Below are 26,770 nucleotides of genomic sequence, written 5' to 3' on the forward strand. Positions count from 1 at the left end.
GACCGAGGAACCCATGATCACCCTGAACAAGCTCACGAAGTCCTTCGGCGCGCGCACGCTGTGGGAGGACCTCGACCTGAGCGTCGAACCCGGGCGGATGCTCGCCCTGGTCGGCGCCAGCGGCTCCGGGAAGACCACCCTGCTCAACTGCATGGGCCTATTGGAGAGGCCCAGTGGAGGGAGCGTCCGTTTCCGGGACACCGACGTCACCCGACTGGGCCCCGGGGGACAGCGCCGATTCCGACGTGACCACCTGGGCTACCTGTTCCAGGACTACGCCCTGATCGAGAACGCCACGGTGAAGGCCAACCTCGACGTGGCCGCGCGCCGGGGAGACCGGTCCGACACCGCGGAGGCGTTGGAGCGGGTGGGGCTGGGCGGACGCGAGAAGGAGAAGGTGCACCACCTGTCCGGTGGGGAACAGCAGCGCGTGGCCCTGGCACGTCTGATCGTCAAACGACCGTCGCTGGTGTTGGCCGACGAGCCCACCGGGGCCCTGGACCACGCCAACGGGGCGATGGTCATGGACGTCCTGCGCCGGATGAGCCGCGAGGGTCGTGCCGTGGTCATCGCCACACACGACGACGCCGTCCGTGACGCCTGCGACGTCGCCTTCGACGTGTCCACACTGAGGATGTTCTCTCCCCACTGACCGGACCTCGCCGTCCCGAGGGCCTTCCCGGGACGGCGAGGGTTCAGATCAGGGAGGTCTCGCCCTCGGCGACGATGACGGCGGGGCCGCTCAGACGGGCGCCGGAGGCGTCCAGCTCGACGGTGCACTCGCCTCCCAGGACACGGACACGCCAGGTGGCGCTCTGCCCTTCGGGGGTCGCCGCGGCCGCGGTGGCCACGATTCCGGTCCCGCAGGAACGGGTCTCGCCGGAGCCGCGCTCGTACACGCGCATGTCCAGCACACCGGGGGCGACCCGGTTGTACAGCTCGACGTTGGCTCCCTCGGGAAAGTCGTCCGCGTCGAGTTCGGGCGGGCGGGACAGGTCGAGGTCGGCGACCGGCTCGTCTATCTCGCAGGCCAGGTGCGGGTTGCCCACGGAGATCTGGGCTCCGTGGACGACCCCGCGGGCGAGCCCGGCCGAGGAGACGCCCTGACGCTCCACGCGCCCCATGTCTATGGTGATGTCGCCGTTCGCCTCGACGGTGACCCCCTTGGCCCCGTCACGGGTCCCGATCTCGAAACGGTCCGAGTCGACGAGGCCGACGTGCAACAGGTAGCGGGCGAAGACCCGGACCCCGTTCCCGCACATCTCCGCGATGCTGCCGTCCGCGTTGCGATAGTCCATGAACCACTCGGCCCGTTCGGCGGTCCGCGCGGCCGGGGCCAGCGTCTCGCCGAGCACACGCGTGCGCACCACTCGTAGGACACCGTCGCCGCCGATGCCCGCTCGGCGGTCGCACAGTGACCGGACGTCCTCCTTCGTGAGTTCGAGCTCCCCGTCCGGGTCGGGGAGGATCACGAAGTCGTTCTCTGTTCCGTGGCCCTTGGCGAATCGCATGTCGACCATCCTAAAACCGTATTTCCGGGCCGCCGACAGGCGCGAACACTCCACCTGGACGCGTGGCGTCCTCGGCGTGACTACGCTGGAGGGATGATCAAGGTGATCGCGGTCGTGGGCCCGACCGCTGTGGGCAAGTCGGACCTGGCCGTCGATCTCGCCTCCCGGTTGGAGGAACGTACGGGGCGTCGCGGCGAGGTGATCAACGCCGACTCGATGCAGCTCTACCGCGGTATGGACATCGGTACCGCCAAGCTCCCCGAGTCCGAGCGCCGGGGCGTGCCGCACCATCTCCTGGACATCTGGGAGGTGCACGAGCCCGCCGACGTGGCCAGCTACCAGACGCTGGCCCGCGAGCGGGTGGAGGATTGCGCCGACCGTGACGTCGTCCCCATCCTGGTGGGCGGGTCCGGCCTGTACGTGCGCGCGGTCCTGGATCACATGGACTTCCCCGGCACCGACCCCGAGGTACGGGCCCGGCTCGAGGCCGAGTTGGCCGACGTCGGCCCCGGTCTGCTGCACGCCCGTCTGACCGAGGCCGACCCGGCCGCGGCCCGCACCATCCTGCCCGGCAACGGGCGTCGGATCGTCCGGGCCCTGGAGGTCATCGAGCTCACCGGGCGGCCCTTCACCGCCAACCTGCCCGACCACACCTCCTTCTATCCGTGCGTCCAGTTGGGTCTGACGGCCCCTCGGCCGGAGTTGGACGAACGCATCGACCTGCGTGTGGAGCGGATGTGGGACGGGGGTCTTCTGGAGGAGGTGCGCCGGTTGGACCCGCTCGGCCTACGGGAGGGTCGTACCGCCTCCAAGGCCCTCGGATACGCGCAGGCGCTGTCCCAGCTGGACGGTGATCTCACCGAGGCCGAGGCCAAGGAGAGCACCGCGCGGGCCACCCGCAGGTTCGCCCGCCGACAGGAGTCCTGGTTCCGCCGCGACCCTCGGGTGCGCTGGCTGCCCTACGACGCCCCGAACCTGGTGGAGCGGGCGATGACCCAGGTCGAGTCGGCCCTGTCCGATCGTGTCGAGGAGGAGTCGGGCGAGGCCCTGGTGGACGTGGCCACCATGCTCCCCTACTCCCGGAGCTGAGCCCCCGGGGCCTCGGCCCCGTCGAAGTCGCTCCCGATCCAGGTGGCGACGAGGTATCCGACTCCGTAGGGCGCTTCGTAGGCGATCGTCTCCCCCTCGAAGGGCGCCCCCTCCGTCGCTCCGGCCAGGACCTGCCAGGCGGGGCGACCCGCGACCATGAGCTCGCGCGCCGTGTCGACCGTGAGTCCGGCCAGGTACGGAGCGTCGGCGCGGGCCAGGGCCTCGGCGACCGCGTCGTCGTAGGGCACGGCCCGTTCGTCCACGTACCCGGGTGAGTGTTCGTCGCGGCGCGCGCTGCCGTCCCCCATGACCAACAGGGCGACCCGTTCCGCCTCTCCCGCCAGCTCGCGCCCCAGTTCCACCGCGCGTTCCGGGGTGGTGTCCGCGGGCAGCTCCAGGTAGCCGTCGGGGACCGTGCCCGCGCGTTCGGCCAGTCGACGACCCACCGTCGCGGCCAACCCCAGTACCCCGGGGGCGGGTCCCACCCGCACGTCGACCCCATAGGCCGTCAGGTCTCCCCCGGCGTCCGATCCGTGACGCCGTTCGGAGTCCCCCCGCCCCACCACGTGGAGCCGGTCGGCCCCGCTCTTCACGAGCAGGGCGACGGCCCGGTCGCAGGCGGCGCGCAGAGGGTCGAGCTCGGCGGCCGCGCCCTGGGCGACCTCGGGGAACAGGACGGGCGGATGGGGGCACACGGCGGCGGCGATCAGCACAAGGGCGAGGCTATCGCTCCGAGCCCCGTCCGGTGCCCGCACACCCCTTGTGGACGGGCACCTTCCGACCTACTCTTGACCATGTGACCAGATTTGAAATCTGGTCACATGGTCAAAGACGATCGGCTCGGGAGCGGAGGTGCGGATATGGTCATCGCGTCAGCGCCGGTGGGGACCCCCGTCGGCGGTCCCCGAGCCGAAGGAGTCGTCCGTGACCCGGCCCACCGAGAAGCCCACCGACCGACGCGAACTGCGGGCCGACCGCATCCTCGACGCGGCGGGGGAACTGATGCTGGCCTGGGGGGACCGCAAGGTCACCATCGAGGACGTCGCCCGACGGGCCGGGGTCGGCAAGGGCACCGTCTACCTGCACTTCTCCACCAAGGAGATCCTCCTGCTGACCGTCGTCATGCGGGCCCAACTGGCGATGATGGAACGGATCCTGGCGTCCATGCGAAAGGATCCCGAGCACGTACGTCCCAGCGAGGTGGCGGGCCGGATGTACCGGGAGCAGTTCGACTCGCCCATCATGCGCTTCGTCCTGACCTCGGGGACGAACCCGCTCCACCGGCTCACGGAGGACGCGAGGGAGCTGGTCGGCGAGACCGTCGCCTACCGCTGGCGGACCCTGTTCGAGTACTGGGAACTGCTGCGCGAACACGGGGTCATCGCCGCCGACGCGGACGCCGGGGAGCAGGTCTACGCCTACAGCACCACGGTGATCGGCCATCTCATGGCCGAACCCCTCCTGCGCGAGCAGGGGCTCATCCCGCCCGGCCAAGAGGCCCGGGCCCTCCTCTTGACCCGAAGCGTCCGCTCCCTCCTCGAACGGGAGACGGTCCCGAACACGGAGATGCGAGCGCTGCAACCGAAGGTCGTCGCCCTCTTCGAACGACTGGCCGAGCGCCTGAGGACGGAGATCGGCGAGCAGAAGCGCGTCGAACGCGCCCCCTGAAACCCCGAAGGAGACCCCGATGACCGGCACGGCACGGAAGCGACCCGATCCCGCCTTCCTCGAGCTCGACCACGAGTTCGCCCACGATCCCCACACCGCCCTGGAGCGCGTCCGTGCCGCCGGAGGCTCCATGCCGGGCTCCCTGCGAGGCGCCCCCGCCCGGCTGTTCGTCGACGACGCCGACGTGCGCACCATCCTGAGCGACCGGCGTTTCGTCGTGGACTCCGCCTCCCTGGCCCCGTCATCGGACGAGGGCGCCGCCCTCTCCCGTGACGAGCTGCTGCGGCACCTGGGCATGGAACCCGATCTGGTCGTCTACATCACCCAGGGGCTCCTGGACAAGGACGGGATCGACCACGTCCGTCTGCGCAAGCTGGTCTCACGCGCCTTCACCGTGCGCCGGGTGCGGGAGATGCGTCCCAGGGTCCAGGCCATCGCCGACCGGCTTCTGGAGGAGCTTCCCGACCACGTCGAGGACGGTTCGGTCGACCTGTTGGAGCACTTCGCCTACCCCCTGCCCATCGCGGTGATCTGCGACCTCGTCGGCGTCCCCGAGGAGGAACGCGAGGTGTGGCGGCGTTGGAGCCACACCTTGACCTCCTTCGCCCTAGACGATCCGGCCCTGCTCAACCGGACCATCGGGGCCCTGGTCGAGGCCGCCCGGCGACTGATCGTCGGCCACCGGGAGCGGGAGTACGACGACCTCCTGGCCGATCTGGTCCGGATCAGCGACGACGACGGCGACCGTCTGTCGGAGGACGAGCTGATCACCATGATCTTCAGTCTCGTCATCGCCGGACACGAGACCACGGCCGGCCTCATCGGCAACGGCACCCACGCCCTGCTCACCCACCCCGAACAGCTCTCCCTGCTCAAGGACGATCCGACGCTGCTGCCCTCGGCCGTCCACGAGCTACTGCGCTGGTGCGGCCCGGTCTTCCAGACCCGGATGCGCTACCCCACCGAGGACGTCGAACTCCGCAGCGGCACGGCGCGACGTGGGGAGGCCGTCATCGCGATGATCTCGGGCGCGAATCGGGACCCGGAGACCCACCCCGAACCCGAGCGGCTCGACGTCACCAGGCACCGCGGCCGCCCCGGAGAGGCCCACGTGGCGTTCGGCCACGGACTGCACTACTGCCTGGGGGCGGCTCTGGCCCGCATGGAGGGCGAGGTGGCCTTCGGTTCACTGACCTCGACCTTCCCCGACCTTTCCCTGGACCCGGCCCGGCCGCCCGTACGTCGGCCCAACCCGGGGTTCAACCGTTTCGAGGACCTGTACGTGCGCCTGTGATCCTCCTCCGGACATGGACGAGGCCCCCGATGGACACCGGGGGCCTCGGAGCACGAACGGATCAGAGGTCGCAGCAACCGCCGGCCGGGGCCGGCTGCTCCTCGGGCACCCCGATCCGGGGCATCCCCAACATCACGTCGGGCTTCTCGATCTTCACCGGCCGCCCCTGACGGGCGTCCCAGGCGTCGCCGGCACGGGTACGGCGCAGGGAGCGGATCCCGGAGTCGGCGACCAGGTGGTGCGGGGCCGCGTAGGTCACCTCGACGGTGACCATGTCGCCGGGGCGGGGCTCCTCGGAGTCGCCCACGGCGAAGTGCACGAGCCGGTTGTCGGGGGCCCGGCCGGACAGACGACGGTGCTCGCCGTCCTTCTTGCCCTCGGCCTCGGCCACCATCAGCTCGACCTCGCGGCCGACCAGCCGCTGGTTCTCCTCCCAGGAGATCCGGTCCTGGAGGGCGACCAGGCGCTGGTAACGCTCCTTGACGACCTCCGGGGGGACCTGGTCCTCCATGGTGGCGGCCGGGGTTCCGGGACGCTTGGAGTACTGGAAGGTGAACGCCATCGCGAACCGGGACTCCCGGACCACGTGCAGCGTCTCCTCGAAGTCCTCCTCGGTCTCGCCGGGGAAGCCCACGATGATGTCGGTGGTCAGCGCGGCGTCCGGCATGGCGGCGCGCACCTTCTCCACGATGCCGAGGAAACGCTCCTGACGGTAGGAACGGCGCATCGCCTTGAGCACCTTGCTGGAACCCGACTGCAACGGCATGTGCAGCTGCGGCATGACGTTGGGGGTCTCGGCCATCGCCTCGATGACGTCGTCGGTGAAGTCGCGCGGATGCGGAGAGGTGAAGCGGACCCGCTCCAGCCCCTCGATCTCGCCGCAGGCGCGCAGCAGCTTGGAGAAGGCCTGTCGGTCGCCGAACTCACTGCCGTAGGCGTTGACGTTCTGGCCGAGCAGGGTCACCTCGGTGACGCCCTCCTCGACCAGGGCCCGCACCTCGGCGAGCACGTCGCCGGGGCGGCGGTCCTTCTCCTTGCCGCGGAGTGCGGGCACGATGCAGAAGGTGCAGGTGTTGTTGCACCCGACCGAGATCGAGACCCAGGCGGCGTAGGCGGACTCCCGACGGCTGGGCAGCGTGGACGGGAAGTGCTCCAACGACTCGGCGATCTCGACCTGCGCCTCCTTCTGGACGCGCGAACGCTCCAGGAGGGCCGGCAGGGAACCGATGTTGTGCGTTCCGAACACCACGTCCACCCAGGGGGCGCGGCGCACGATCTCCCCGCGGTCCTTCTGCGCCAGACATCCGCCCACGGCGATCTGCATCCCGGGGTTGGCGTCCTTGACCGGACGCAGATGCCCCAGGTTGCCGTAGAGGCGGTTGTCCGCGTTCTCCCGGACCGCACAGGTGTTGAAGACGACGATGTCTGCGGTGGTGTCCTCGGCTGCGCGCGCGTACCCAGCGTCCTCCAGCAGACCGGAGAGGCGCTCGGAGTCGTGGACGTTCATCTGGCAGCCGTAGGTCCGCACTTGGTAGGTACGACTCTGGCTCACCCTCCCAGGCTATCCGTTCCCCGACGACGTCCGTGCCGCCGCGAGAGGCGGGCCCGTGGGCGGGCGGGCTCTTCGGAACACCGTGCCGAAAAGGAGATGGACCCGGAATCGGCCCGCACATAATCCCCCTTTTCCCGATGTCGGGAGTGACCGTCTTCGGTCACGGGTATCTCCGAGACCGATCGAGATCGTTCAACAATCACCGGAGATCTCCTGGAAGCGCGACCGGAACTCTCCGGAAGACGGGATCAACACAGAGTGCGACAGGAACGAATCCATGCGTCACGGTGCATAACGGTTTCGCGGATTCCGTCGTAACAAGTCTGCTACTCCGGGGTCAGGTGGCGTTTTCGTGATGACACGGCAACATGGACCCATTAAGTTCCGAACATGACCTCAACTCCTCTCGTCGTGCTGGAGAACGTCAACAAGCACTTCGGCGACCTGCACGTGCTCCGCGACATCGATCTGACGGTTAACTCCGGCGAGGTGGTAGTCGTCATCGGTCCGTCCGGATCCGGCAAGTCGACGCTGTGCCGCACGATCAACCGGCTCGAGACGATCGACTCCGGCACCATCACCCTGGACGGACAGCCGCTCCCCGCCGAAGGCCGCGGACTCGCCAAACTGCGCAGCGACGTCGGCATGGTGTTCCAGTCCTTCAACCTGTTCGCGCACAAGACCGTGCTCCAGAACGTGACGCTGGGACCGCTGAAGGTACTCCGACAGTCGAAGTCCGAGGCCGAGGCACGCGGCATGGAACTGCTCGACCGGGTACGGATCGGCAACCAGGCCCACAAGTACCCGGCGCAGCTCTCCGGCGGCCAGCAACAGCGTGTGGCCATCGCGCGCGCCCTGGCGATGAACCCGAAGGTGATCCTCTTCGACGAGCCGACCTCGGCTCTGGACCCCGAGATGGTCCAAGAGGTCCTCGACGTCATGACCGACCTCGCGAGCGAGGGCATGACCATGGTCGTGGTGACGCACGAGATGGGCTTCGCCCGCCGTGCGGCCAACCGCGTCGTCTTCATGGCCGACGGCCAGATCGTCGAGGAGAACACCCCCGACGAGTTCTTCACCTCCCCCCGGTCCGAGCGGGCCAAGGACTTCCTGTCCAAGATCCTGACCCACTAGCTCGACCGCCAAGGTTCCCTCGTGTTCTTCGCACGCTCTCAGGAAGAGGTACCCCACATGCGAGCACGTCGCTCCACCAAGATCATCGGTAGCGTCGCCGCCCTGGCCATGGCCGCCGCCCTCACGGCGTGCAGTGGCGACAGCGACACGATCCGTATCGGTGTCAAGTACGACCAGCCCGGCCTCGGTCTCGACGAGGGCGGCACCCCCGTCGGCTTCGACGTCGACGTCGCCACCTACATCGCCGAGCACCTCGGTTACACGGAGGACCAGATCGAGTGGTCGGAGGCCGCCTCCGCCAACCGCGAGTCCTTCCTCCAGCAGGGCACGGTCGACATGATCCTGGCGACCTACTCGATCACCGACGAGCGCCGTGAGGTCGTCGACTTCGCCGGCCCGTACTACGTCGCGCAGCAGGACATCCTGACCGCGGCCGACGACACCGACATCGAGTCCCCCGAGGACCTCGACGGCAAGGTGCTCTGCTCGGCCTCCGGTTCGCGTTCGGCCAACAACATCGTCGACGACATGGGCATCGGCGCCGAGCTCCGCGAGGCCGGCAACTACTCCGAGTGCCTGGAGCTGCTGAGCAACGGCACCGTCGCCGCGGTCACCACCGACAACACCATCCTCGCCGGTTTCGCCGCGCAGAACCCCGGCAACTACCGCATGACGAACAACCCGTTCGGCGAGGAGCAGTACGGCGTCGGTCTCCCCAAGGGCTCGACCGAGCGCTGCGAGGAGATCAACGAGGCCATCACCCAGATGTGGGACGACGGCTCGGCCGCTCAATTCCTCGAGGACGCCTTCGGCGAGACCGACTTCGCCTACGAGGAGTCCACCCCCGAACTCGCGCCCTGCGCCTGAGAGTCCCTTAACTGACCACGCGCCCGTAGCGGCGGAGCCGCCCCCGGCCCCGCCGCTCGGCCCTTGACCGGCTGGGACCCATGGAAGCCTTTCTCAGCAATATCGACAGGGTTGTCGACGGTTTCTCATGGACCGTCCGGCTGACCCTCTTCAGCGCCTTCTTCTCGTTCGTCCTCGGTGTGGTGCTCACCGCGATGCGGGTCTCCCCCGTACCGCTGTTGCGCACGCTGTCCACCGTCTACGTCGAAGGCATCCGTAACAGCCCGCTCACCCTCGTCCTGCTCTTCTGCGGCCTCGGCCTCAACAGCGCGATGGGGTTGAGCCTGGCCGACTCCGTGGCCTGGGACGTGTTCTGGTGGGCCGTCATCGGTCTGTCCGCCTACACCTCCTGCTTCGTCTCCGAATCGCTGCGCGCCGGTATCAACACGATCCCGGTGGGCCAGGTCGAGGCCGCCCGTTCCCTGGGTCTGACCTTCACCCAGAACCTGCGGCTGATCGTCATCCCGCAGGCGCTGCGCACCGTGGTCGGCCCGCTGGGCAGTGTGCTCATCGCTCTGATCAAGAACACGACCGTCGCCTCCGTCGCGGGGTTGGGCGTTCAGGAGGCGTCCCGCCAGATGAAGCTGATGTTCGACCAGGGCATCGCCCCGGTCCTGCCGACCTTCGTCGGCTTCGCGATCGGATTCCTGATCCTGACCCTGCCGACCGGTTACTTCTTCGGCTGGCTCGCCAAGCGTGTGGCGGTGGTCCGATGAGCGCGCAGGCGGTTCTCTTCGACGTCCCGGGTCCCAAGGCCCGGGCCCGCAACAGGATCTACTCGGTCCTCAGCCTGCTCCTGATCGCGAGCGGCCTGGCCGCCATCTACCTGGGTTTCAACCGGACCCTGGTGATGGTGTCCTCTCCGGGCGACCTGACGAACACGGCGATCTGGGCGGTCAACCCGAGCGGCCAGTGGGCCGCCGACCGTTGGGCGCCGTTCATCGACCCCTCCACCTGGACCAACTACGTCCTTCCGGGTCTGATGAACACCCTGACCGCCGCGCTGATCGCCTCGGTGCTCGCGGTGCTCTTCGGTCTGGTCTTCGGTATCGGCCGGCTCTCCGACCACTGGTGGATCCGTATCCCGGCCGGGGCCGTCGTGGAGTTCTTCCGCGGCATCCCGCTGTTGATGCTGATCTTCTTCACGATGGCCATCCCCATCGTGATGAACCAGGTGTTCGGTCTGCCTCCGGCCCAGTTCCAGGTGACCGCGCTGGCGGCCGTGGTGACCGGTCTGACCCTGTACAACGGTTCGGTGCTGGCCGAGGTGTTCCGCGCGGGCATCAACGCGGTGCCCAAGGGACAGACCGAGGCCGCGCAGTCCATCGGTATGACCAAGACCCAGACGATGTGGACGATCCTGATCCCTCAGGCCGTCACCTCGATGATGCCCGCGATCGTGGCCCAGCTCGTGGTCCTGCTCAAGGACTCGGCCCTGGGTTACATCATCGCCTTCCCGGAGCTGCTGCGTAACTTCACGCTGGTGGCCACCCGGGAGAACAACGTCATCCCGGCGGCGATCGTCTGCGCGATCATCTACATCGTCATCAACCTGTCGCTGAGCCGTCTGGCGATCTGGTTGGAGCGTCGCAACGCGCGGCGGGGCAAGCCCTCCGCCAAGGCCACCGCCGCCGGCGGGGCCCCGGTCGCCGTGAACGGCGCGGCCGCGACCCCCACCGGTGACGAGGCGGCCGGGATCGCTCCCTCGGAGCCCCGGAACGAACCGCTCCCCGACGCGGAGGAGCGGGACGGACGGGACGACGACGGAACGGACGGCGACGGCTCCCAGAAGAGCTGAGTCCGCCGGAACCGACCTTCCCGAAGGCCCCGGCGAACCACGCTCGCAGCGTGGTTCGCCGGGGCCTTCCCCTATGGGGCGGCCCCTCATCGGGCATGGCCCCGGGAAGGTCGGGCGTTCCGGTCGCTCACCGGGCCCGTGGCCCGATGCGGCCCCGGAGACCGGTGATCCTGACTGCACAAGGCGGCCTCCCTGGCATTAAGGTCGATATGTCATCTGAAAGCACTCGACCCTTCCTGAGCGGGACATGTCTGAACTGTCGAGCCCCCACGGCTCCTGGCCCTCGCCCATCAGCGCCGGTGACGTCGCCCGAGGAGTGCGCCTTCCCGCCTACCCGTCCGTTCGGGGCGACGAGGTGTGGTGGGAGGAGTACCGCCCGGACGAGGACGGCCGCACGACCCTGATGCGGCGGGACGCGGACGGGACCGTGCACGACCTTCTTCCCTCCTCCTGGAGCGCGGGCACCAGGGTCCACGAGTACGGAGGACGCTCCTACCTCCCGGTCCCCCGCCGTGACGACAAGGCTATCCCCCGGATGGGCGTGGTGTTCTCCGCCCGTGAGGACCAGCGTCTGTATCTGCTGGAGCGCGGCGCCAAGGAACCCGTCCCGCTCACCCCCGAACCCGCGACCCGGGCCACCGTACGCTACGCCGACCCCGCCCTGTCCACGGACGGCAGGCACGTGTTGTGCGTGCGAGAGGAGCACACCGACGGGGAGGTCCGCCGCTCCATCGTCTCGGTCCCCCTGTCCGGCCGAGGCGCCCAGACCCCCTCCGCCGTTCGCGAACTGGTCTCCGGGGCGCGCTTCTACGCCTCCCCTTCCCCCTCCCCCGACGGCCGGCACCTGGCCTACGTGCGTTGGAACCACCCCCGGATGCCCTGGGACGGTACGGAACTGCGCGTGGGAGAGGTGACCGACTCCGGGCTGATCGGGGAGTACACCCTCAAGGGCGGGGTCGACGAGTCCGTCCTCTCCCCAGTCTGGGCCGACGACGAGACCCTGTACCTGGCCTCGGACTGGCCCGGGTTCTGGAACCTCTACCAGGCCGGGCTGAAGGGTCAGGCCATCGCCCTGTACCCGGCCGAGGAGGAGTTCCACGCGCCCCCGGGCCGCCTGGGCTCGCGCTCCTTCTGTGTACTGGACTCGGGACGTCTGGTGACCCTGCACGGGGACGTCTCGATGAGACCGAGCGTCTACGACCCCGACACTCTGGACCTGACCGGGATCTCCACCGAACTCACCTCCTGGTCGCAGGTGGACACCGACGGGACGAGCGTGGTGGCCGTGGCCGCCTCCGCCGACACCTCCCCCTGCGTCGTCCGGCTCGACCCGGAGCGCCGGAGCGTGGAGGTCCTGCGTCGTTCGATGACCGAGGGCCCCGACCCCGCCTACCTGCCGACCCCGATCCAAGAGACCCTCCGCGGACGCTACGGGGCGACCGTGCACGCCAACGTCTACCCTCCCACCCACCCGGACGTCACCACCGAGGGACCGGCCCCCTACGTGGTGTGGGCCCACGGTGGCCCCGTGAGCCACGCGGGTCGGGAACTCGACCTGGTCAAGGCCTACTTCACCAGCCGAGGGATCGGCGTGGTGGACGTGAACTACGGCGGTTCCACCGGGTACGGGCGCTCCTACCGTCGCCGCGTCAACAAGGAGTGGGGCGTCGTGGACGTGGCCGACTGCGAGGCCGCGGCCCGCGCCCTGGTCGAGCGCGGCGTCGCCGACCCCGAACGTCTCGCCATCCGAGGCCCCAGCGCGGGCGGATTCACCGCTCTCTCCGCGGTGACCGGCGACACCTTCGCCTGCGGGGTCTCCTATTTCGGGGTGACCGACCTCCTGGGACTGACCCGGACCACCCACGATTTCGAGTCGCGTTTCCTGGACAGCCTGGTGGGCACCCTCCCCGGCTTCGTCGAGACCTACCGGGAGCGGTCGCCGATCAACCGGGTCGACGAGATCGACGTACCGGTCCTGCTGCTCCAGGGCCTGGACGACCCGGTCGTCACCCCGGACCAGGCCTTCCGCATGGCGACCGGTCTGGGATCGCGCGGCGTACGGCACGCGCTCTTGGAGTTCGAGGGAGAGGCCCACGGGTTCCGCGGCGAGGAGGCGCGCGTGCGCTCCCTGGAAGCGGAACTCGCCTTCTACGGCGAGGTGTTCGGGTTCGAGACGGACGTGCCGTCCCTGGAATTGAGCACCGTCCCGCCAGAGCCCCGGGTCGAGAGGGCCGAGGCGACGACGGACGAGGCTGTGGGTGAGGACGAGGAGGACGATCTCCCCGTCGCGGAACGACTTCCCGAGGTCACCCCGGCCGCCGGGGTCGACGCCGAGACCGGAGAGCCCGCGCGGCCTCGGGAGTGAGAACGTTCGGGCCCGTACGGGCCCGACGAACCGAGGGCATGCGCTCGGTGGCCGCTTCGGCCCGTGTCCACACGGGCCGGGAGCGCTCGGGCCGCCGCGAGGGGTGGAGCGGCCTCCTCACAGGTCCGGGTCGGCGAGGAGGTCGCTCTCCTCGCCCTCGGCCTCCAGCTCCTCGCGGACGAGGCGATAGGACATCCCCGCCGGATATCCCTTGCGGGCCAACGCCCCCAGGGCACGTCGGATCCGTACCTCCTGGTCGCGCCCCCGGGTGCCGGCCAGTTTCTTACGGGCCAGGGCCCGAGCGGCCTCCCGCTCGTCCTCGTCGTCGATCTCGGCGACCGCCTCCCGTACGGTCTCCTCCTCCACGCCCCGGGTGCGCAGCTCTCTGGACAGAGCACGACGGGACAGACCACGGCTGTGGTGTCGGGAGGAGACCCACCCGCGCGCGAAGGCCGCGTCGTCGATCAGCCCGGCCTCCTCGATCCGGTCGAGGACCCGCGTCACGACCTCCTCCTCGTAGCCCCGACGGTGCAGGGAACGGTCGAGTTGGGCGCGGGTGCGCGGAGAGTGCGTGAGCATACGCAGGACCAGGTTCCGGGCCTTGTTCTCCATGTCCTCTCCGGACGGGCCCGCGGGCCCGTCCGGGGACTCGTCGGCGTTCACCGGATCCCGTCCGGTGCGGTCGGACGACCGTCGCCGCTCAGGCATCCGTCGCGGGCGCCTTCGCGGTCTTGACCGTCGTCTTCTTGGCCGGAGCGGCCTTGGTGGCGCTCTCCTTGGCCGGTTCGGTCTTGACCTCGTTCTCGGGGCCGGAGGCGCTGTCGTCGCCCGAGGGCACGCCCAGCTTCTCCTTGATCTTCTTCTCGACCTCGTTGGACATGTCGACGTTCTCGCGCAGGAACTTGCGGGCGTTCTCCTTGCCCTGTCCCAGCTGGGTGCCCTCGTAGGTGTACCAGGCGCCCGACTTGCGCACGATGCCGTGCTCGACACCGAGGTCGATCAGGCTGCCCTCACGGGAGACCCCGACACCGTAGAGGATGTCGAACTCGGCCTGCTTGAAGGGCGGCGCGACCTTGTTCTTGACCACCTTGACCCGGGTCCGGTTGCCGACCGCGTCGGTACCGTCCTTGAGGGTCTCGATCCGACGCACGTCCAGACGGACCGAGGCGTAGAACTTGAGCGCACGTCCGCCCGAGGTGGTCTCGGGGGAGCCGAACATGACTCCGACCTTCTCGCGAAGCTGGTTGATGAAGATCGCGGTGGTACCGGTGGAGTTGAGCGCGCCGGCGATCTTGCGCAGCGCCTGCGACATCAGCCGGGCCTGGAGACCCACGTGGCTGTCGCCCATCTCACCCTCGATCTCGGCCCGGGGCACCAGGGCCGCCACGGAGTCGATGACGATGATGGAGATGGCGCCGGAGCGGATGAGCATGTCGACGATCTCCAGCGCCTGCTCACCGGTGTCGGGTTGGGAGAGGAGGAGGTCGTCGGTGTTGACGCCGATCTTCTTGGCGTACTCGGGGTCCAGGGCGTGCTCGGCGTCGACGAAGGCGGCGATACCGCCCTGTTTCTGGGCGTTGGCCACCGCGTGCAGCGCGACGGTGGTCTTACCGCTCGACTCCGGGCCGTAGATCTCCACGACCCTGCCCTTGGGCAGTCCTCCGATGCCCAGGGCCACGTCCAGCGCGATGGCGCCGGTGGGGATCGCCTCGATCGGCGGGCGGTCGTCGTCGCCCAGGCGCATGACGGAGCCCTTGCCGAACTGCCGCTCGATCTGCGCGAGCGCTGTTTCGAGAGCCTTGTCTCGGTCTCCAGAAGCCACGGGATTCCCCTGTTGGGTCGATGCTTTCTTCTTCATGATGCGCATGACGCTACGCGCTCGGTACGACAATCGCGACGCTCAACGTCCGCTCTCGGTGCACCCACCCTACCCGAACTCCTGTTCGATTCAGGGCCGGCACTCCGTGCCTTCTCCGTTCAGCGGGCCGTCGCGGGGAGGTCGAACGCGTCGCACACGGCACGCCAGACCTCCTTGGCCGCGATCCCGTCGGCCAGGGCGCCGTCGACGGTGCGCGAACCGAGCCCCTCGATCACGTAGTCCTTGGCCAGACTGTGCGCGTAGGCCTCGCCGAACTGCTCGTACATGTTGTTCCAGAAAACGGTGAGTCTCATCGGCCCCAGTATGGGTGATCGCCGCCCCCTCACGGAGGTCGTCCACAGGACGGATCGCGTCGCTTCGGGAGGCGGGCGTGTCCTCGCCCCCGTTCCGTCACCGGTCTTGGGCAGACTGACCGGATGACCGATGTGACCGATCCCCTGGCACCCTTCGGCCCGGCGACGCGGACCTGGTTCGAACGGGCCTTCCCCTCCGGCCCCACCCCGGCCCAGGCCGAGGCCTGGGCCTCGGTGTCCCGAGGCCTGGACACCCTGGTGGTGGCCCCCACCGGTTCGGGGAAGACCCTGTCGGCCTTCCTGTGGGCCCTGGACCGGCTGTCGCACACCCCTGTGCCGGAGGAGCGTTCTCACCGGTGCCGGGTGGTGTACGTGTCCCCGCTGAAGGCCTTGGCCGTGGACGTGGAGCGCAACCTGCGCCGCCCCTTGGCCGGGATCGCGGAGGAGGCCGAGGCGTCGGGCGAGTCGTTGTCCCCGGTGACCGTGGGCGTCCGCACCGGGGACACCCCCGCCCGGGAGCGCCGCGCGTTGGCCTCGCGCCCGCCGGACGTCCTGATCACCACGCCCGAGTCCCTGTTCCTGGTGCTGACCTCCAAGGCCCGGGAGGGGTTGGCGGGGGTGGAGACGGTCATCATCGACGAGGTGCACGCGCTCGCCGGGACCAAGCGAGGGGCCCACCTGGCGTTGAGTCTGGAGCGGCTGGGCGCCTTGACGGAACGTCGTCCCCTGCGGATCGGTCTGTCGGCCACGGTCCGCCCCCGTGAGGCCGTGGCCGGATATCTGGGCGGGGCACGGATCGTCGCCCCGCCGGACACTCCGAGGATGGAGCTGAGGGTGGAGGCCCCGGTCCCGGATCTGGACGAGCCGGGCGGCCCGCCCTCCCCGTCCGAGGGGGCGACGTCAGACGCCGGGGCACGAGGGTCGGTATGGCCGCACGTGGAGCGCCGGGTGCTGGACCTGGTGGAGGCGCACCGCTCCACCATCGTGTTCACGAACGGTCGCCGCTCCGCCGAGAGACTGTGCGCCCGCGTCAACGACCTGTACGCCGAACGCGTCGGCGCGACCCTGCCCGTCGAGGAGGTCGCCGCGCTGGTCTCCGGACAGTCGGGGCAGGGCCGGGGAGGAGAGGCCGTCATCGCCAGGGCCCACCACGGGTCGATGTCCAAGGCCGAGCGGGCACGGATCGAGGACGACCTCAAGGCGGGCCGGCTGCGCTGCGTGGTGGCCACCTCCAGTCTGGAACTGGGGGTGGACATGGGCGCCGTCGACCTGGTGGTGCAGGTGGGCGCTCCCCCGTCGGTGGCGAGCGGTCTGCAACGGGTGGGGCGCGCCGGCCACCACGTGGGCGAGGTGTCGCGCGGGGTGTTCCTGCCCACCCATCGAGGCGATCTGTTGGCCTCCGCCGTGATCGCCGGTCGGATGCGCGAGGGCGGGATCGAACGCCTGGAGGTGCCGCGCGATCCGTTGGACGTGCTGGCGCAGCAGATCGTGTCCATGGTGGCGATGGACGACTGGACGGTGACGGATCTGGCGGCGTTGGTACGCCGGGCCTCTCCGTACGCGGACCTGTCCGATCGGGTTCTGGACGCGGTGCTGGACATGGTGTCGGGGCGTTACCCGTCGGACGAGTTCGCCGAGCTGCGCCCCCGTCTGGTGTGGGACCGGGAGGAGGGGATCCTGCGGGCCCGCCCGGGGGCCCAGCGACTGGCCGTGATCGGCGGCGGGACGATCCCGGACCGGGGGCTGTACGGGGTGCACCTGGTATCGGACGGGTCGGGAGGGGCTCCCACCAGGGTGGGCGAGCTGGACGAGGAGATGGTGTACGAGTCGCGGGTGGGCGACGTGTTCGTCCTGGGTTCGTCCTCCTGGCGGATCGAGGCGATCACCGCCGACCGGGTCCTGGTCTCTCCGGCGCCGGGGCGACCGGGGCGGCTGCCGTTCTGGAAGGCCGACACCACGGGGCGTCCCGCCGAGCTGGGCCGCGCGGTGGGGGCTCTCGCGCGTGAGCTGGGTTCCCGGTCGGAGGAGGAGGCGCTGACGCTGGCCGGTGAGAGCGGGGCGGGCCCCTGGGCCGCGGAGAACCTCGTGGCCTACGTGGCCGAACAGCGCGAGGCCACGGGCGAGGTCCCCGACGATCGCACGGTGGTGATCGAACGCTTCCAGGATCAGGTGGGCGATTGGCGCGCGGTGGTGCACTCCCCCTGGGGCGCCCGGGTGAACGGGCCGTGGGCGATGGCGATCGCCGCCGGGCTCCGGGAACGGTTCGGAATCGACGCGCGGGTGGTCCACGGTGACGACGGGATCGTGCTGAGCCTTCCGGACGTGGCCGAGGGCGGGATCGGCCGTCTCGGCGAGCTGGTGGACCTGGTGTCCCTGGACCCGGAGACGGTGGAGGGGACCGTCGCCGAGGAGCTCACCGGGTCGGCGCTGTTCGCCTCCCGGTTCCGCGAGTGCGCGGCGCGGGCCCTGTTGTTGCCCAGGCAGAGGCCGGACCGTCGGATGCCCTTGTGGCAGCAGAGGTTGCGGGCCGGGCATCTCCTGTCGGTGGCGGGACGGTACGGATCGTTCCCGATCGTGTTGGAGACGGTCCGCGAGTGCCTGCGCGACGTGTTCGACGTACCGGCGTTGACGGAGCTGTTGACCGACCTCCGGGCGCGACGGATCCGTGTGGTGGAGGTGCGCACCCCTCGGGCCTCTCCTTTCGCCCGGACGTTGTTGATGGAGTACACGGCCGCGTTCCTGTACGAGGGGGACGCCCCCGCGGCGGAGGCGCGGGCCCAGGCGCTCACCCTGGATCCGTCGTTGCTGCGGGACCTGTTGGGCGGCGCGGATCTGCGGGAGCTGTTGGACCCCGAGGTCGTGGAACGCATCGACGGTCTGTTGCAGCGGACCGCCGCCCCGGTGCGGGACGAGGAGGGGACGGCCGACCTGCTGCGCGAGGTCGGACCGTTGAGCGACGAGGAGGCCGAGGCCCGAGGGGTCCGCCGGGAGTGGCTGCTCGATCTGGAACGGGCCGGACGCGCGGTGCGCGCGAGGGTGGCCGGGGTGGAGCGCTGGTGCGCGGTGGAGGACGTGGCCCGTCTGCGCGACGCCTTGGGAGTCCCACCGCCTCCGGGGGTGCCCGAGGCGTTCCTGGAGCCGGTGGAGGCCCCGCTGCTCGACCTGGTCTCCCGGTACGCGCGCACGCACGGACCGTTCACCGTGGAGGAGGCGGCGTCCCGGCTCGGGGCGGAGGACGGCGTGGTGGAGGAGGCCCTTCGGACCCTGGAGGATCGAGGTCGGCTGTCCCGGGGCGGGTTCCGGCCCGGCGGTTCGGGGACCGAATGGTGCGAGGTCGACGTGCTGCGCCGGTTGCGGCGCGGGTCGATCGAACGGTTGCGTCGCGAGGTGGAGCCGGTCGCGCCCGAGGCGTTGGCGACGTTCGTCCCACTGTGGCAGCGGGCCGCTCCGGGCGAGCGGTCACGCGGTCCGGACGCGGTGTTCGAAGCGGTGGAGTCGCTGAGGGGGACCCCTCTGGTGGCGTCGAGCCTGGAGTCCCTGGTGCTGCCCGCCCGTGTGGAGGGGTACGTCCCGGCGGAGTTGGACGCCCTGACCCAGGCGGGAGAGGTGCTCTGGGCCGGCGCGGGGTCGTTGCCGGGCGGGGACGGGCGGCTGATGCTGTTCCCCGCCGAGGACGCCCCGTCGCTGACGCCCGAACCCGTCCCGCCGGAGGAGGGGTCGATGACGGCGACCGTCCTGGAGGTCCTGCGGGGCTCGGGGGCCCTGTTCTTCCGGGACGTCGCCGACCGCGCCGCCCGTGCGTCGGGGGGCGCGTCGGTCTCCGACGCCGACCTGGTGGCGGCCTTGTGGGAGCTGGTGTGGGCCGGATGGGTCACCAACGACACCCTGGCCCCGCTGCGCGCGTCGTCGGGTTCGGGCCCCGTGCCGAGGCGTTCGTCCTCGCGCGGGCGTCGACGTCCGACGTTGCCGACCCGTTCGGGCCCTCCCACCGTGGCCGGGCGTTGGTCGTTGCTGCCCGCCCCCGACCCGGACCCGACCCGGCGCGTACTGGCACGGGTGGAGTCCCGGCTGGAACGCGACGGTGTGCTGGTCAAGGGGCGGCAGGGCCAGGGGTTCACTTCGGACGAGTATCGGGTGCTGCGCTCCCTGGAGGAGGCGGGCCGGGTCCGTCGGGGGTACTTCGTGAAGGGTCTGGGCGGGGCCCAGTTCGCCCTTCCCGGAGCGGTGGACCGGCTGCGCGCCTCGTCCCGCGAGGCGTCGGACGGGGCGTTGGATCCCGTGGTGCTGGCCGCCTCGGACCCGGCGAACCCGTTCGGCGCCGCACTGCCCTGGCCCGAGGCCGCCCGGAGCGGGGAGGGCGGCCGTCCGGGGCGCAGCGCGGGGGCCGTGGTGGTGATCGACGGAGGTCGGCCCACCCTGTACCTGGCGAAGGGCGGGCGGACGGCCACGACGTTCGGGGCCTCTCCCGAGGCGTTGGTCCGGGCGACCCGAGCGGTGGCCGGGCTGATCGGCGAGGGCTCGCTGGAGTCGTTGACGGTGGAGCGTGCCGACGGCGGGGAGGTGTTCGGCACCCCGTTGGACGCCGCTCTGGTGGCGGCGGGTTTCCACGTCACCCCCAAGGGGCTGCGGATACGGCGTTGATCGTCGAGGTGGGCCGGGCTCCGGAGGAACGACCCGAAGGTCCTGTTTGAGAGAATGGGCCCATGACCCCCACAGATCCCTTCGATCCCCGGCGTCCGACCGAGGACCTCTCCCGCTCCGGGCGGCAGAGGTTCACCGACCGTTACGAGATCCGTGACGAGCTCGGCAGCGGCGCCATGGGCACGGTGTGGCGTGCCCACGACACCCGGCTGGACCGCGAGGTGGCGATCAAGGAGGTCCACCTCCCCGACGGCATGCCCCCTCGTGAGCGTGAACGCGCCCGGGCCCGCATGATCCGCGAGGCCAGGGCCGCCGCCCGCGTCCCCCACCCCTCGGTGGTGACCGTGCACGACGTGCTGGAGGTGGACGGGGTCCCCTTCATCGTCATGGAGCTGCTGTCGGGCGAGTCTCTGCGCGACCGTCTGGCGCGGTCGGGTCCTCTGTCCGAGACCGAGGTCGAGCGGATGGCCCGCCCCTTGTTGGGCGCGCTGTGGGCGGCCCACCGGGTGGGGGTGGTCCACCGCGACGTCAAGCCCGCCAACATCATGCTGGTCGACGGCGGGACCCGCCCCGTGCTGACCGACTTCGGCATCGCCAACCTGCCCGACCACGGCGGGACCGCTCTGACCGGGACGGGGACCGTGCTGGGGACCGCCGCCTACGCGGCGCCCGAACGGTTGGAGGACGAGGACGCCGGTCCGATCTCGGACCTGTGGAGTCTGGGCGCCACCCTGTTCGCCGCGCTGGCCGGAGAGTCGCCCTTCAAACGGGAGACTCTCACCTCGACGCTCACGGCCGTACTGACCATGCCGATTCCACCGCCGCCCGCCCGGGGGCGATTGTCGGAGGTGGTCTCCGGTCTCCTGGCCCGTGACCCCCGTGCGCGTCTGGTGCCCGAGCGGGCGCTGGCCCTGCTCGACTCCCCCACCCCGAGCACGTCGCCGACGCCGGTGCCGCCGCCTCCGAGCGGGCGCCGTGACCTCCGGGCCCCGTTGTGGATCGGTTCCGTGGCCCTCGTGCTGCTCTCCCTGGGCGGCCTCACGGCCTGGAGCCTGCTCCCCGATCGGGAGGCGGAGGGCGAGGCCGCCGTCGACGTCTCGGACGTGGAGAGCCCCTCCCCCACCCCGTCGGCTTCGGAGGAGGTGGGCACGGTGTCACGTGAGGACGTCCCCGAGGGGTTCGTCCGGTTCCGGGACCGGAGGGTGGAACTGCTCGTCCCCGAGGACTGGGAGGCACGGGAGGCCGAGCAGGAGGGCGCCTCGGGGAACACCCGACTGGCGGGGTACGAGTTCGACACCGGGGTGGAGACGGGCACGGCGACCGTCCTCGTCAACCGCTACGACCTTCCCCTCTACGACGCGGAGGCCGCCGTGCTCCGTATGGAGGAACTGCTCGAGGGGGACGATTCCTTCGACGAGGTCGAACGATTGGCGCTGGACGTGACCCCCGAGCGGGACGGTGTCGACAGCGCCGTCTACGAGGTGCTCTTCCGCCACGAGGAACGTGAGGTCCCGGAGCGCTGGATGTTCACCCGGGAGATGACCCGACACGGCGGGAGCATGTCCTACAGGGTCAGCCTCAACTTTCCCGCGGAGCTGCGCGAGGAGTACCGGGACGACTTCGAGGTCGTGCTGGACTCCTTCACGCCCCTCACCGACGACGAGGGCGACGAGACCGAGTAGACGCACGACCGCGCCCCGGCGGGTGAGGAGGGCCGGGGCGCGGGAACGTCGTGGATCCTTCGGTTCGCTCCTCTCAGACGGTGGAGGAGAAGACCTCTTCACGGGCGCGCTCCAGGCCGTGCAGCAGGGCGCCGCGCACCACCGGACTGCCCTGGACCGACCCCAGGGCCACCTCGGGGGTGTTGGGGGCTATACGGGCGGTGGCGGCCTGGACCCGTTCGGCGAGCTTGGCGCCACCGGCCATGGCCACGTCCCCGCCGAGGACGACCAGGCCCGGGTCGATGATCACGCTGACGGCGGCCACACCTCGGGCGAGCCGTTCGGCGAAGGCGTCGAGGAAGGCGTCGCCCTCGGGGCTGTCGGAGGCCGCGGCCCGCGCCACCACCTCGGTGACGTCGTTCCCGGTGAACCCGTGCTCCGCGGCGAGCCGGACCACCTGCTTGGCCTTGACCAGGGCCTGGAAGCCGTGGGGGAGGTCGCGGTCGCCCGCCTCCTGAAGCGACTCGTATCCGCCGGTCAGGCCCACGTCGCTCGGCATGGGGGCGCCGGGAACGGGCAGGTAGCCGATCTCTCCGGCACCGCCGGAACGGCCGCGGTGGATACGGCCGTCGATCATCATGGACATGCCGACGCCGCCGGCGGCGCTGAGCCAGATGAGCACGAACTCGTCGTAGCCGACGGCGGCGCCCTCGGAGTGCTCGGCCAAGGCGGCCAGGTTGACGTCGTTCTCCAGCATGACCGAGCGGGCGAGGTCGGTCCTGAGGGTCTCCAGTACCCCCTCGTGCCAGGACATGAGGTCGAAGGAGAAGCGGATGTCGCCGGTGCGGGGGTCGACGACGCCGGGGGTGCCGATGACGCAGGCGCGGACCTTGTCGAGGGGGACCTTGGCGGAATCGACCAGACGCATCACCGCGGTGTGGACGAGGGAGACGGGGTCGTCGGAGGTCGTGGGGTCGACCGAGACGTCACTGATGATGCGGCCGGTGATGTCGGCGATGGTGGCGGTGACCCGACTCGCGCTCACGTCGAGGACGGCCACATAGGCGCTTTCGGGGACGACCGCGTAGAGGGCCGCGTTGGGTCCGCGTCCGCCCGCCCGGCTGCCCACGACCCGGACGAGGTCGCGTTCCTCCAGACGGGCGAGGAGTTGGGAGGCGGTCACCTTGGACAGCCCCGTCCTCGTACCGAGTTGAGTCCTGGTCAAAGGTCCGCCGGACAGCAGTAGTTCCAGCGCCGCTCGATCATTGAGCTGGCGCAGCAGCCGGGGAGTCCCCGGACGTTGAGACATAACCGTGACACCTCACCCTGTTTTTATTAGGAAAGTTTCCTGTTAATTTAACTCACAACCTCACAGGAGGTCACGTCCCGGCAGGTCCGTGATGGTTTCGGACCCCGGTTCCCGCGCCGGCGGGGCGATCAGGAAGTGCTGTCCCAGCACACCCCCAACCAGTTGTCGAGGCACTCGGATCCGTCCATGATCCCAGGCCGCCTCGAGCACAGGCGCCGGACTCCGGCGCGACGTGCGAAGGGAGATAGGTTCACATGAGGTTTCCCAAGATCGCCCTGGCCTCGGCCGTGGTGATGCTGGCGGCCGCCTGCGGCGGAGGTTCCGAGGACGGAGGGTCCGGAGGGGCACCCGACAGCCTGACCGTGTGGGTCATGGGCACCGCCCAGGACGAGCTGGTCAACTACTTCGACGACGCGGAGAGCCGATTCCAGGATCTCTACCCCGGCACCTCGGTCAACGTCGAGTTCATCCCCTGGGGCGACGCCCAGGAGTCCATCACCAACGCCATCGCCGGCGGTGACGCCCCCGACGTCCTGGAGGTCGGCAACGACCAGGTCTCCAGCTGGGCCTCGCAGGGCGCCCTGCTCGACATCGGCGAGTACGTCGACGAGTGGGCCCCCTCCAAGGACATGGACCAGGAGGCCTTGGAGTACGGGACCTACAACGGCGTCCAGTACGGCGTCCCGTGGTTCTCCGGCGTGCGCACCCTGTACTACCGCTCCGACTGGCTCGAGGAGCTCGGTCACGACGCCCCCGAGACCTGGGACGAGCTGCTCGAGGTCTCCCAGGCCATCGAGGAGGAGTACGGCGTTCCCGGATTCGCCGCCCCGACCGACTTCACCAACGGCATCGCCAGCTTCATCTGGGGCAACGGCGGCGAGATCGCGGTGCAGGACGGCGAGGAGTGGACCGGCCGACTGACCGACCCCGCCACCGTCGAGGCCGTGGAGTTCTACGCCGACCTCACCGCCGAGCACGAGATCTCCCCGCAGAGCTACGTCGGCGAGAACGAGCTCGTCCCGCTGGCCGACATGGCCAACAGCCAGGTCGGCATGTACATCGACGGCGGCTGGGCCCTGGGCTCCATGGAGGAGCAGGCCGAGGACCCCGAGGTCCTGGAGAACATCGCCTCCGCCCCGATCCCCGGCGCCGACGGCATCGCCCCGGTCTTCGCCGGCGGTTCCGCCCTGACCGTCTTCGGTCTCACCGAGCACCCGGAGCAGGCCTTCGACCTGCTGGGCGTCCTGGGCGACCAGGAGGGTGGCAAGGCCTACGCCGACGTCGCGGGCTTCTTCCCGGCCTACCCCGAGCTCCTCGAGGCCGACGAGTACCAGAACGACCCCGAGCGCGCCGCGGCCGCCACCAGCATGCAGAACACCCGTTTCTTCCCCAGCACCCCTCGCTGGAACGCCGCCGACCTGGACAACAAGATCCTGCCCGGCGCCGTGCTGGACATCGTCCGGGGCGGAGACCCCGAAGAGGTGTTGGAGGCCGCCAACGAGCAGCTCACCGACATCCTCAACGAGCCGGTCGAGTAACGGCCGCTTCCGTCCTCGCAGAGCCGTGACGGGCGGGCCCGGATCCGAGCCCGCCCGTCACGGGCGACCCCGCCCCGATTGAGAAGACCATGCCGCGAACCGTCGACAAAGCGTCAGCCGCACCGGAAGGTGCCGCGGAGCAGGCCCCACGCTCCAGGTCCCGCCTGATACCCACCCCCTATCTGCTCATCATCCCCTCGGTGATCCTGCTCGCGGTCGTGCTGCTCTGGCCGATCGTGCAGATGGTCTGGTACTCGTTCACCAGCTTCACCACCCGGAACCTGATGCCGAACCAGCCGGGCCCGGAGTGGAACGGCTTCGGCCACTACCAGACGTTGCTCACCGACGGCGACTTCTGGACGATCCTGCGCAACACGGTCGTCGTCTGTGTGCTCATGGTCGGCATCACGATGATCCTGGGCACCCTCATCGGGATCCTGCTGCACAAGCTGCCCAAGTGGTTCTCGGCCATCGTGGCCATCGGCATGATGCTGGCCTGGTCCACCCCGGCGCTGAGCGCCTCCCTGGTCTTCCGCTGGCTCTTCCTGCCCGAACGCGGTCTGGTCAACGTCACCCTCGACCGCCTCCCGAACTGGCTGGTCGGCGACGGATGGCTCCAGTACAACTGGTTCCTCGAGCCCCTGCCCCTGTTCACGATCCTCATCTCGGTGATCGTCTGGCAGTCGTTCCCGTTCGTCGCGGTGTCGGTACTGGCCGGTCTCAAGAGCATCCCGTCGGAGCTGTACGAGGCCGCGCGGATGGACGGCGCGAACGCCTGGAAGGCGTTCTGGAACGTCACCTTCCCCATGCTGCGTCCGCTGTTCGCCCTGCTGCTGGTCCTCCAGATCATCTGGGACCTGCGCGTGTTCACCCAGCTCTACATCCTGGCGAACAGCTTCCAGAACAAGGACGTCTACCTGCTCTCGTACTACATCTACCAGCAGGGATTCACGGCCAGCCCCGCCAACTACGGCATGGGGTCGGCGATCGCCGTGGTCATGACCGTCATGATCCTCGCCGTCACCGCGTACTACCTGCGCATCATGATCCGCCAGGGGGAGACCCGATGAGCGCCGTCGACAAGACCACCCGGACCGCCTCGGCCGCCTCCAAGGGTTCCCAGGGCACCGGGAGGACCTACCGTCGCAGCCCGCTGCGACGTCTGCGCGACCTTCCCCTGTACGTGGCGGGCATCGCCGTCTTCGTCTTCTCGGTCTTCCCCGTCTACTGGATGGTCGCCACGGCCTTCAAGCCGACGGGCGAGATCTTCACCCGCGACCAGAGCCTGATCCCCCAGGCGCCCACCCTCGCCCACTTCGACCGGGTGATCAACGGCCAGTTGATCCCCGGGGTGAACTTCGGAACCTTCCTCACCAACAGCCTGCTGGTGACCCTGGGCGCGGTCGCGATGGGAGCGTTCTTCTCCCTCCTGGCGGCGGTGGCCGTCGCCAGGTTCCGCTTCAAGCTGCGCTCCGCCTTCATCATGCTGCTCATCGTCATCCAGATGGTGCCGATGGAGGCGATGATCATCTCGATCTTCATCAACTTCCGCTCCCTGTCGGAGGCCACCGGAATCCAGCTCCTCGGCAACCTCACCGGCCTGCTGGTGGTGTACACGGCGGTGTCCCTGCCGATCACCATCCTGATGCTGCGGGGGTTCGTCGCCGCCGTTCCCAAGGAGTTGGAGGAGGCGGCCGCCATCGACGGGGCCGGCAGCTGGACGATCTTCTGGCGGATCCTGATGCCGCTGGTCGCGCCGGGCCTGGTGGCCGCGAGCATCTTCGCCTTCATCACGGCCTGGAACGAGTTCATCGTCGCCCTGACCTTCCTGGGGCGGAGCACCGACAACTACACGCTGCCGCTGACCCTGTCCTACTACTTCGGACGCTTCGGCACCGAGTGGGGTCCGATCATGGCCGCGTCGACCCTGTTGACCATCCCCGTGATGATCTTCTTCCTCTTCGTCCAGCGCCGCATGGTCTCCGGTCTGACCATGGGCGCGGTCAAGGGCTGACCCTCGCCTCCCCGGGGCGGCGTGACCGTACCGCCCCGGGCCACCGCCTTCACGCCTACCCCCTTTCCCCGCCACGCGTCTGCTCTGGACCGGGCATCTCCCGCTCACGAACGGAGTC

At 69.8% G+C, this 26,770-nt stretch carries 21 protein-coding genes; 14 read left to right on the forward strand and 7 right to left on the reverse strand.

Annotation, left to right across the window (positions count from 1 at the left end):
• Window positions 1-13: 13 nt before the first annotated feature.
• A complete protein-coding gene (locus TR33_RS02750; RefSeq protein WP_042281155.1) occupies window positions 14-652 on the forward strand; it encodes an ABC transporter ATP-binding protein in 639 nt (212 codons plus the stop codon).
• 43 nt (window positions 653-695) lie between these two features.
• On the opposite strand, the gene dapF is transcribed toward TR33_RS02750, so the two are convergent.
• Window positions 696-1,520: a diaminopimelate epimerase gene (gene dapF, locus TR33_RS02755; protein ID WP_017534200.1), complete on the reverse strand. Its 825-nt coding sequence runs from the start codon at window positions 1,518-1,520 to the stop codon at window positions 696-698.
• An 84-nt stretch (window positions 1,521-1,604) separates the two neighbouring features.
• Here dapF and miaA point away from each other — a divergent pair, with 84 nt between their 5' ends.
• Window positions 1,605-2,600, forward strand: a complete 996-nt coding sequence (gene miaA / locus TR33_RS02760; RefSeq protein ID WP_041561892.1) for a tRNA (adenosine(37)-N6)-dimethylallyltransferase MiaA — start codon at window positions 1,605-1,607, stop codon at window positions 2,598-2,600.
• Here the strand turns inward: miaA and TR33_RS02765 are convergent.
• Window positions 2,585-3,313 (reverse strand): class III extradiol dioxygenase subunit B-like domain-containing protein, encoded by a 729-nt coding sequence (locus TR33_RS02765; protein WP_014908984.1) that lies wholly within the window; start codon window positions 3,311-3,313, stop codon window positions 2,585-2,587. The genes miaA and TR33_RS02765 overlap by 16 nt on opposite strands.
• A gap of 211 nt (window positions 3,314-3,524) precedes the next feature.
• Here TR33_RS02765 and TR33_RS02770 point away from each other — a divergent pair, with 211 nt between their 5' ends.
• Window positions 3,525-4,268, forward strand: coding sequence for a TetR/AcrR family transcriptional regulator (locus TR33_RS02770; protein WP_014908571.1), 744 nt, complete (start codon window positions 3,525-3,527; stop codon window positions 4,266-4,268).
• Window positions 4,269-4,287: 19 nt separating this feature from the next.
• Window positions 4,288-5,562, forward strand: coding sequence for a cytochrome P450 family protein (locus TR33_RS02775; protein ID WP_014912870.1), 1,275 nt, complete (start codon window positions 4,288-4,290; stop codon window positions 5,560-5,562).
• A 61-nt stretch (window positions 5,563-5,623) separates the two neighbouring features.
• Here the strand turns inward: TR33_RS02775 and miaB are convergent, their stop codons facing one another.
• Entirely contained in the window at window positions 5,624-7,090 is a 1,467-nt protein-coding gene (gene miaB / locus TR33_RS02780) for a tRNA (N6-isopentenyl adenosine(37)-C2)-methylthiotransferase MiaB (RefSeq protein ID WP_017534205.1), read from the reverse strand.
• 414 nt (window positions 7,091-7,504) lie between these two features.
• On the opposite strand from miaB, the gene TR33_RS02785 reads away from it, so the two are divergent.
• The 5 genes from TR33_RS02785 to TR33_RS02805 all read left to right on the forward strand — a co-directional run bounded on the left by TR33_RS02785 (window position 7,505) and on the right by TR33_RS02805 (window position 13,317).
• Window positions 7,505-8,248, forward strand: coding sequence for an amino acid ABC transporter ATP-binding protein (locus tag TR33_RS02785; RefSeq protein ID WP_014912957.1), 744 nt, complete (start codon window positions 7,505-7,507; stop codon window positions 8,246-8,248).
• Between the two features lie 57 nt (window positions 8,249-8,305).
• The gene (locus TR33_RS02790) at window positions 8,306-9,115 is read left to right on the forward strand and encodes a glutamate ABC transporter substrate-binding protein (protein WP_014911163.1); all 810 of its coding nucleotides are present in this window, start codon (window positions 8,306-8,308) and stop codon (window positions 9,113-9,115) included.
• A gap of 80 nt (window positions 9,116-9,195) precedes the next feature.
• On the forward strand, window positions 9,196-9,870 hold the full coding sequence (locus tag TR33_RS02795; protein WP_014908179.1) for an amino acid ABC transporter permease: 675 nt from the start codon (window positions 9,196-9,198) through the stop codon (window positions 9,868-9,870).
• Window positions 9,867-10,952, forward strand: coding sequence for an amino acid ABC transporter permease (locus tag TR33_RS02800; protein WP_014909511.1), 1,086 nt, complete (start codon window positions 9,867-9,869; stop codon window positions 10,950-10,952). The genes TR33_RS02795 and TR33_RS02800 overlap by 4 nt, the downstream gene beginning before the upstream one ends.
• A 247-nt stretch (window positions 10,953-11,199) precedes the next feature.
• Window positions 11,200-13,317 (forward strand): S9 family peptidase, encoded by a 2,118-nt coding sequence (locus TR33_RS02805; protein WP_042281158.1) that lies wholly within the window; start codon window positions 11,200-11,202, stop codon window positions 13,315-13,317.
• 117 nt (window positions 13,318-13,434) lie between these two features.
• Here the strand turns inward: TR33_RS02805 and TR33_RS02810 are convergent, their stop codons facing one another.
• The 3 genes from TR33_RS02810 to TR33_RS02820 form a co-directional block, all read right to left on the reverse strand.
• Window positions 13,435-14,025 carry a regulatory protein RecX gene (locus TR33_RS02810; protein ID WP_014910113.1) on the reverse strand — a complete coding sequence of 197 codons (591 nt, stop codon included), beginning with the start codon at window positions 14,023-14,025 and terminating at the stop codon, window positions 13,435-13,437.
• Window positions 14,018-15,139, reverse strand: a complete 1,122-nt coding sequence (gene recA, locus TR33_RS02815) for a recombinase RecA (RefSeq protein ID WP_014911524.1) — start codon at window positions 15,137-15,139, stop codon at window positions 14,018-14,020. The genes TR33_RS02810 and recA overlap by 8 nt, the downstream gene beginning before the upstream one ends.
• Window positions 15,140-15,294: 155 nt before the next feature.
• Window positions 15,295-15,489 (reverse strand): DUF3046 domain-containing protein, encoded by a 195-nt coding sequence (locus TR33_RS02820; RefSeq protein WP_014908780.1) that lies wholly within the window; start codon window positions 15,487-15,489, stop codon window positions 15,295-15,297.
• A 123-nt stretch (window positions 15,490-15,612) separates the two neighbouring features.
• On the opposite strand from TR33_RS02820, the gene TR33_RS02825 reads away from it, so the two are divergent.
• Both TR33_RS02825 and TR33_RS25645 read left to right on the forward strand, forming a co-directional pair.
• The gene (locus TR33_RS02825) at window positions 15,613-20,130 is read left to right on the forward strand and encodes an ATP-dependent helicase (RefSeq protein ID WP_199806090.1); all 4,518 of its coding nucleotides are present in this window, start codon (window positions 15,613-15,615) and stop codon (window positions 20,128-20,130) included.
• A gap of 62 nt (window positions 20,131-20,192) precedes the next feature.
• A complete protein-coding gene (locus TR33_RS25645) occupies window positions 20,193-21,812 on the forward strand; it encodes a serine/threonine-protein kinase (protein ID WP_051067458.1) in 1,620 nt (539 codons plus the stop codon).
• 73 nt (window positions 21,813-21,885) lie between these two features.
• On the opposite strand, the gene TR33_RS02835 is transcribed toward TR33_RS25645, so the two are convergent.
• On the reverse strand, window positions 21,886-23,100 hold the full coding sequence (locus TR33_RS02835; RefSeq protein WP_014911477.1) for an ROK family transcriptional regulator: 1,215 nt from the start codon (window positions 23,098-23,100) through the stop codon (window positions 21,886-21,888).
• A gap of 254 nt (window positions 23,101-23,354) precedes the next feature.
• On the opposite strand from TR33_RS02835, the gene TR33_RS02840 reads away from it, so the two are divergent.
• From TR33_RS02840 to TR33_RS02850, 3 genes are all read left to right on the forward strand, one after another.
• Complete coding sequence (locus tag TR33_RS02840) at window positions 23,355-24,638, forward strand: extracellular solute-binding protein (protein WP_014910123.1); 1,284 nt, start codon at window positions 23,355-23,357, stop codon at window positions 24,636-24,638.
• An 89-nt stretch (window positions 24,639-24,727) separates the two neighbouring features.
• Window positions 24,728-25,708 (forward strand): carbohydrate ABC transporter permease, encoded by a 981-nt coding sequence (locus TR33_RS02845; protein WP_014910379.1) that lies wholly within the window; start codon window positions 24,728-24,730, stop codon window positions 25,706-25,708.
• The gene (locus TR33_RS02850) at window positions 25,705-26,652 is read left to right on the forward strand and encodes a carbohydrate ABC transporter permease (protein ID WP_014911970.1); all 948 of its coding nucleotides are present in this window, start codon (window positions 25,705-25,707) and stop codon (window positions 26,650-26,652) included. The genes TR33_RS02845 and TR33_RS02850 overlap by 4 nt, the downstream gene beginning before the upstream one ends.
• The last annotated feature ends 118 nt before the right edge of the window (window positions 26,653-26,770 follow it).

The sequence above is a fragment of the Nocardiopsis alba genome, from assembly GCF_000710955.1.
Classification (GTDB): Bacteria; Actinomycetota; Actinomycetes; order Streptosporangiales; family Streptosporangiaceae; genus Nocardiopsis; species Nocardiopsis alba.